The organism is Komagataeibacter sp. NFXK3, from assembly GCF_054182245.1.
In genome coordinates, this window is record NZ_JAPIVJ010000042.1 from 1 (window position 1) to 7,395 (window position 7,395).

At 57.8% G+C, this 7,395-nt stretch carries 5 protein-coding genes and 2 pseudogenes; 5 read left to right on the forward strand and 2 right to left on the reverse strand.

The window, feature by feature from the left end; genetic code table 11:
• Positions 1 to 127: 127 nt before the first annotated feature.
• Positions 128 to 421 (forward strand): annotated as a pseudogene (locus tag OQZ28_RS16880) (aldehyde dehydrogenase family protein); the annotation flags it as partial.
• Entirely contained in the window at positions 418 to 1,089 is a 672-nt protein-coding gene (locus OQZ28_RS16885) for an NAD(P)H-binding protein (RefSeq protein ID WP_061276280.1), read from the forward strand. The pseudogene OQZ28_RS16880 and the gene OQZ28_RS16885, both read left to right, overlap by 4 nt.
• 412 nt (positions 1,090 to 1,501) lie before the next feature.
• Here the strand turns inward: OQZ28_RS16885 and OQZ28_RS16890 are convergent, their stop codons facing one another.
• Positions 1,502 to 1,753 (reverse strand): antitoxin, encoded by a 252-nt coding sequence (locus OQZ28_RS16890; RefSeq protein WP_061276282.1) that lies wholly within the window; start codon positions 1,751 to 1,753, stop codon positions 1,502 to 1,504.
• Positions 1,754 to 2,173: 420 nt separating this feature from the next.
• Here OQZ28_RS16890 and OQZ28_RS16895 point away from each other — a divergent pair, with 420 nt between their 5' ends.
• Entirely contained in the window at positions 2,174 to 2,347 is a 174-nt protein-coding gene (locus OQZ28_RS16895; RefSeq protein ID WP_174520980.1) for a hypothetical protein, read from the forward strand.
• 276 nt (positions 2,348 to 2,623) lie between these two features.
• Here OQZ28_RS16895 and OQZ28_RS16900 read toward each other — a convergent pair whose 3' ends face one another.
• Complete coding sequence (locus OQZ28_RS16900; RefSeq protein ID WP_217420445.1) at positions 2,624 to 3,901, reverse strand: type II restriction endonuclease; 1,278 nt, start codon at positions 3,899 to 3,901, stop codon at positions 2,624 to 2,626.
• Positions 3,902 to 4,131: 230 nt separating this feature from the next.
• Here OQZ28_RS16900 and OQZ28_RS16905 point away from each other — a divergent pair, with 230 nt between their 5' ends.
• On the forward strand, positions 4,132 to 6,714 hold the full coding sequence (locus OQZ28_RS16905; RefSeq protein ID WP_159264361.1) for a heavy metal translocating P-type ATPase: 2,583 nt from the start codon (positions 4,132 to 4,134) through the stop codon (positions 6,712 to 6,714).
• Between the two features lie 88 nt (positions 6,715 to 6,802).
• Positions 6,803 to 7,270: pseudogene (locus OQZ28_RS16910) on the forward strand (cation:proton antiporter domain-containing protein); the annotation flags it as partial.
• Between the last annotated feature and the right edge of the window lie 125 nt (positions 7,271 to 7,395).

Sequence of the window (7,395 nt, forward strand, 5' to 3'; positions counted from 1 at the left end):
GGCGGAATGTTCGGGAATGGTTTGCAGCCCGCAACCAGTTCGCCATAATGTTCGGCGAGCGCTTCGCCGCTTGAGTATCTGAAAACCCATGGGCCAGGCCAGATACACAGACTTCAGGACACTCCCGCCTCTGGCCCTGTATTATTTTGGCGACAGCCGCGTTGAACGCGACAGGGTGTTGAAGAACACGATTTCAGGAAACGTGACGATCAATGGTACATTGATGCATTATGTGCAGGACGATCTGCCGTTTGGCGGTGTGGGGGACAGTGGGATCGGCGCGTATCATGGAAAGGAAGGCTTCATGGCACTTACACATGCCCGTGGGGTGTACAGACAGGGGCGTTTCAATGCGGCAACACTGCTTCAGCCGCCATTCGGCAAACTAATCGACGTCATCACCAATCTGATCCTGCGATGACGACGCGCGTTCTGCTCATCGGAGGCACCGGTCTCATCGGGCGTTCTGTCGATGCGGACCTTACCAAGTGGCCTGATACCGTCGTCACCAGCCTGACGCGTCGGAAATCATCTTGCTCCGATCATGTCATTGATTTCGAACGCCTGTACGCGGCGCCCGAGGTGACGTTACGGACCGTCGCCCCAACTGGCGCTGACGTGGCGATTTCCTGCCTGGGCACCACAATTCGTGCCGCTGGATCGCAGACGGCCATGTTCCGCGTAGATCATGACTATGTCCTCGCTTTTGCTACAGCGGCACATGCGCTTGGCGCACGTCAATTCATTCTCGTTTCTTCCGTGGGGGCGGGCGGTCCCGGTTTTTACCTCAGGACCAAAGGCGAGATCGAGCGCGACATCAGGGCGCTCGGTTTCAGCCGCGTGGACATCCTGCGTCCCGGCATGTTGCTGGGTCACCGTGCAGAGGCACGACCGATGGAGGCGATCGGTCAGCGGCTGGCGGCGGCGCTGGCACCGTTCATGATCGGCAGGCTTGCTGGATATGGCGCGATTGACGCGAAAACTGTCGCGAAGGCGATTGCCGGGCTTGTGGGGCAGGTGGCAGATGGATGCCGGACATATGACAATGCGGACCTGCATCGGATCGCCGGTCAAACTCCCAACTCATAAGATGATCCGGTTCGGAACCACTGGGATCAGGAATTAAGCAGGCAGGCAGCACTTGCCTCTTCCCGGACGTAGGGCTCGGCAATCTGCGTTCCCGAAAGCAGACGTCAGATCATAACCTGCCTGCCAAGCGGGTCAGAAGATCCATGCGCTCGTGTAGAATGGCCACGACCAAGGCTGGCGCACCCTCACGCGGTAGACAGAAAATGTAGTGATGGTCGACCTGCACCATTCTCAACCCAGGACACAGCGTACTCATATCCTTGAAAGCGCTATGACCTTCGACGAGACTGATAAATGCCTTGCTCCAGAACGGCGACATATCGACGAACCTGAGCGTCTCCCCACTGTTTTGTTGTGTAACGGATGACTGTACGCACATCAGCTTCCGCTGCTTCAGTAAGGATGTAACTTTTCAAGCGTGCTTCTCGTTGAGTTCCTCACTAAGGATCGCACTGACGCTCTTTGAGCTTACCTTGCCGTCAAGACCTTCCTGAACGCGGGCTCTAAGAAGATTTTTAAGTTCCTGCCACGCATGGTCAGTATCAAGATTATCAGGGAGCAAGCGCTCAAGGGCATACTGTTTGATCGTCTTGTCCTGTAGCGCCGCCAGTGCTTTCAGGCTCTGGTGCTGCTGATCCGTCATATCAATGATCAGTCGGCTCATGATATATCTCTCCCATGAAGCACAAACCAACATTAGCACATATGTGGGCGAGATGCGAGGAAAAGGCGGCTGCCGCCTTCATTCGAGACATTAAGGATACTGAGATGTGAACGGAAAAGTGGATTTTTGCCGTCTCGATTTCAGTTAGCGCTTACTCTACATGAAATTGTTCGGCGTTTCCTTTGCGAGCATCAATTCCAGAGAACGAAGAACTCTTTCCTCCTCGTCATCTGAAACTGAAATAAGCATCATTAGATGATGCTCCTGTCGCAATGACGGAAGCAGAACGATGGCGGGACGACAGGCAGGTCAGGTGGTGCTGAGTCCGCAGGCGCGGACGTTTCCTGAAGGGCAGGCCCAGCGACACCAGGACCGGACGGCGGCGCGACAGGTGCGCAGTGTGTTCTCAGCCTTGCTGCGGTGCATATAAGCATCGGCTGCCTGACGGGCGATGATGAGACGGCCATCATGTTCGGGTACGGGTTGTGCCGAGACGACCGAAAACCATTGCGCGACGGCAGCGGCCGACTGGCCAATATCGTCTACAACATGCGCCGCTTTCTGTTTCTGGAGCGGATCAGCGCCGCCGCGTAGAAAACCAGCCTATAATGCTCCCCGTTCTGCCCCAGGCACAGAGCGAAAGTCATTACCCAGAACCATCAATACTTGCTCGTTAAGCCCAAAATCAGGACATAATGCCTTCAATCAACGGTTCTTCGATCTCTCCACCTGGTAGTATAACAGGACCGCTCCCGGTTCCGATAAGCGGACATCGTATGGCAAAAGACGTTCGGGACAGAGAGGGAAGCTGCCCCGATTTCTCTGCCCGCTCTGAAACAGATATTGTACCGCTCATTGCTGTCATCAACATCACGCTGGGGTAAGAAGATGGGATATTGCCTGAATAGGCTTCATCCCATGACCAAAACGCTCGATTGCCTCACGATCCTTCTCAAGCGCCTCATAAGGCAGATACCGGACTTTCAGGTCGGCAATCCTGCTGAAGGCCGGCCGCTTCAACTGTTCCCGCACATCGGCTTCCCGCTTGTCCGGCGCAACAAGGAACAGGCCCTCCAGGGCCTGCGCCTCTGACCCGAGAGCAAGATCCAGCATCCGCACGATACCGGAATAGATGGTCGTTGAATGTTCGACCTCGAATGCTGCAACAATCCTGCGGCTTTCTTGGTCCAGCCACAGGACATCGATCAGGCGCACGGATTCCGCTCCCTGCGTTTCTGTCGTGAACCCTGGCAACACCGACAGGCAGCCATCTCCCAATTTACCGTCCTGCCATGGACGACTGCGGTCATTGGCCGCAATCCAGACATCATACCCCAGGGAAAGCCCCAGATCACGAAGCCAGCCCTGAATCTCGGTATGGGTATGATCCGTTTCCCGCTCCGCGGCGAGGATCCGGGCTTCTTTCGCGCTCTGCTCCCTTACCTGATGGAGATCGGCTTCCCAAAGCTTTCGCGCGGTTTCGTCATCCTCGAGAGGTGGCGCTGTATAGCGTCCGCTACCGAGGTCAAACAGCAGTCCTCCGATGGCGCCCAGATCATTGGAAAGCAGTGAACGATAGGTCGCATTCAGCTTCAGGATTCCCTGCCGCATGGCGAGATACTCTTCCCATCGCCCCAGTTTCACCTTCGATCCGGTCAGAGCGTTATAGCCCTTCACGATCGCCGTGTTGAACGGCGGCATGATTGTCGGATGCAGAAAATACAGCAGATTGGCCACGGCTGGTCCCAGTCCCTTTATCTTGCGAGCATCAATCGCATGAATGGCCGAAACCACGTACTCTTCAGTATTGCAGCACAGACAGGTATCGAGAAGCTGACCGAACGCTTTCTGGTTGACGGGATTCTCGTAGATATCTGGAATTCGTAGCTTTGGCTTCCAAAGGAACGCATGATCTGCCCCCTTGAAAATCTGACGCTGCTCCGCAATCGAATGGACAACTGTTTCCAGTGAGGAGCCACGATAGGCGACCCCGAACGTACCAGCGGCAATCTCGGTGACAACCTGCTGCAGCCCCCTGCGGATGGAGCGAAAGTTCTTGATACGCTCGTCCCATAAAAACCAGCTCTGATAGGTCGCTGCCGGATCGTCCCGCCAGCGAAGAATGAGGTCTCGAATAAGGTCGGTCATCAGTCCAGAAGCTAAGATTACGTTCATTCCAGACACTGATTGTAACAGCGACGTAGGTCAATGCCTGCTGACGATCATGTAATCGCTGAATGTATGCTCTTTTTGGGGATCACCGGTATGCGGGCAACTGTCTCGACAAAGTGGTCGTTTCATTGTCTGTGCTGTGACATGGTTTCAATGCCTGTTCCATCGCAGTCTGAAATTCAGCCGCTTCCATCGGGGAAACACGCATGACGGATACCAGACAGGATGATCGGCAGATGATGGTGCCCAGAACCGTACATGATCCGGTCTGTGGCATGAGTGTGAATACTGTGACAGCAAAATTTCACACGCTGCATGATGGGCACGATTATTATTTTTGTAGTGAACACTGCCAGCGGAAATTCGGGGCAGACCCCGCAGCTTTCGTGGCGGACGAGGCGTCCATTACCCATGACCAGTCCCTGGCAGGCCAGACGGCGTGGACCTGTCCGATGCACCCGGAAATCAGGGAAACGCATCCGGGAAAATGCCCTAAGTGCGGCATGGCGCTGGAACCTGCAGAGAAAACTGGTAATGCTCCGGCGATGCCAGCAATGGAACATGGTCAGAAATCGGGCAGCAATACCGGCCATGACCATCATACGTCCACGAACGAAATGCCCTCTCTTGCCGGAAACCACACAATCTGGACCTGTCCCATGCATCCGCAGATCCGGCAGGATCACTCCGGAGACTGCCCGCTCTGTGGCATGGCGCTGGAGCCGGAGGATCCGACCGGGCACAATAAGGAAAATCCCGAACTCAGGGATTTTACGCGCCGCCTGATCGTGGCCGGGGTGCTTGCCATTCCGCTCATGCTCATCGCCATGGGAGGCGATGTCGGTCTGCATCCTGTGCCGCCTGTGCTGTCGCCATGGGTGCAACTCGCGCTCACGCTGCCTGCCGTCTGCTGGGCCGGGTTACCGTTCTTTCAGTGCGGTCTCGCCTCACTACGCACCGGCCATTTCAACATGTTCACCCTGATCATGTTCGGCGTGGGTGCGGCCTTTGGCTACAGCCTCGTGGCAACGATCTTTCCCGACGCCTTCCCCGCGACCTTCCGGATGCCTGACGGCAGCCTTCCGGTCTATTACGAGGCCGCGGGCGTGGTGGTGGCACTCGTGCTGGTTGGGCAGGTCCTGGAACTGCGCGCTCGCGCCGCAACCGGCAACGCGATCCGCGCGCTATTGGATCTCACGCCGAAACAGGCGCATCGCATTGGCGCTGACGGCCAGGAAAACGATGTTGCGGTCGAAGATATCGCGACAGGCGACCGTCTCCGCATTCGGCCCGGTGAATCCGTCCCTGTCGATGGCAAGGTGCTGAACGGCGCGTCCAGTGTGGATGAAGCGATGATCACCGGCGAGCCTGCGCCCGTGGCGAAGAAACCGGGCGATGCGGTAACGGGTGGCACCATTAACGGCACTGGCAGCCTGGAAATCGAGGCACGGGCGGTCGGCAGCGACACCATGCTTGCTCGCATCGTGGCAATGGTTGCCACAGCACAGCATAGTCGTGCGCCGATCCAGAGCATCGCCGACCGCGTGTCGGACTGGTTCGTCCCGCTGGTGTTGGGTATATCCCTCGTGACTTTCGTCGTGTGGTATTTTGTCGGTCCCACGCCGCGCTTCGGCCATGCCCTGCTCAATGCCATATCCGTTTTGATCATCGCCTGTCCCTGCGCGTTGGGACTGGCCACGCCGATGTCCATCATGGTCGGCACCGGGCGCGGCGCGCGTGAGGGCGTTCTGGTGCGCAATGCCGAGGCCCTGCAGGCACTGGACAAGGTGGACACCCTGGTGGTGGACAAGACCGGCACGCTCACGGAAGGACATCCCCGGCTGATCGCCCTCGACGTTGCGCCAGAGTGGCAGGAGGACGATGTGCTGCGTCTGGCGGCCTCAATCGAAGCGCAGTCCCAGCATCCGCTGGCCCAGGCAGTGGTCCGGGCACTGAAGGAGCGCCATGGCACGCTGGTGCAGGTCAGCGATTTCGCCTCACAGCCCGGCCTAGGCGTCAGCGGCACGGCAGGCGGCCGTCAGGTGGTGATCGGCAATGCCGAAAGGCTCAAGCAGGCCGGGGCAGATTCCGCTCCGCTGGAGGCAGATGCAACGCGATATCGTCAGTCCGGCGCGGGGGTCATGTTTGTTGCGATAGACGGGAAAGCAGCGGGGACGATTGCCGTGGCCGATCCGCTGCGGGAAGACACGAAAGCTGCGTTAGCGGCGCTGCATGATGACGGGATGCGCATCGTCATGCTGACTGGCGATAACGAGACGACTGCAAGAGCTGTGGCACAGGCTGCCGGGAACATTGCAGAGGTACACGCCGGGCTGAAGCCCCAGGACAAGGCCGATATCATCAGACAGTTGGAGAGTGTCGGCCGCCATGTGGCGATGACGGGAGACGGCGTGAACGACGCGCCGGCCCTCGCGGCGGCTTCCGTAGGTATCGCCATGGGAACAGGGACTGACGTCGCCATCGAGAGCGCAGGCATCACACTGGCCCATGGCAGCCTGGGTGCGCTGGTCCGCGCCCGAAAACTGGCGCACGCGATCATGCGCAATATCCGGCAGAACCTTGCCTTCTCGTTTCTGTTCAACGGGATCGGCATTCCGGTTGCGGCAGGCGTCCTCTACCCGGTATTCGGACTGTTGCTATCGCCGATGATCGCAGGTGCCGCCATGGCGCTGTCTTCCGTCACCGTCGTTACCAATGCGCTCAGGCTAGGGCGGATCAGTGATGGCGGGCATTCCGCTCGGGATGCCAGAACCGGTAACCTTTTGTGAATATCCGTCCTTCTGGCAGATCCCGGTCTATAAAAGAGAGCACCGGTTTTTCTTGACGCGAAACGCCAGAAAGGCCAGCGATCATACCATGGATACCATCAGCCTGATCGCCCTGCTTCTCGTGCTTGCCGCTGCCTTTAGCATTCTCAATCACCACACGCTTCGCGTTCCCGTGACGATCGGCGTTCTGATCTTCTCGTTGCTGACTTCCCTGCTGGTCATGGTTCTGAACCTGCTGATCCCGGCCTATGATCTTCAGGCCCTGCCGCGGTCTGTGCTGGGGGTCATCAACCTACCCGCGGCGCTTCTGAATGGTGCGCTGTCACTTCTTCTCTTTGCCGGAGCCATGCAGGTTGATGTCGGACACCTGCGTGCGAAACTGATGTCCGTGACAGCCCTGTCCATTCTCGGGACTGTTCTGGCCGTGGCCTTTCTGGCGGGCGCGGCCTGGAGTGTTTTTCCGCTGTTGGGCCACGCTGTTCCCTTTACATGGTGCATCGTGCTCGGCGCCATTCTCGCGCCTACTGATCCGGTTTCGGTCGTGGGGATGTTAAAGGGATCACGACACGAAAGTGTATTTTACGTACGCTTGGAGTGAACACCTGTAGAACTGGCCACATTGAGGTTCACGCAACAAGTAGGGATGCAGGTACCCGAAGCGGTCGTAACGCGCCAGCTTCG

Coding starts and splice junctions, on each gene's coding strand:
- OQZ28_RS16885 (WP_061276280.1), top strand. CDS start 418: ATGACGACGCGCGTTCTGCTCATCGGAGGCACCGGTCTCATCGGGCGT.
- OQZ28_RS16890 (WP_061276282.1), bottom strand. CDS start 1,753: ATGAGCCGACTGATCATTGATATGACGGATCAGCAGCACCAGAGCCTG.
- OQZ28_RS16900 (WP_217420445.1), bottom strand. CDS start 3,901: ATGACCGACCTTATTCGAGACCTCATTCTTCGCTGGCGGGACGATCCG.
- OQZ28_RS16905 (WP_159264361.1), top strand. CDS start 4,132: ATGACGGATACCAGACAGGATGATCGGCAGATGATGGTGCCCAGAACC.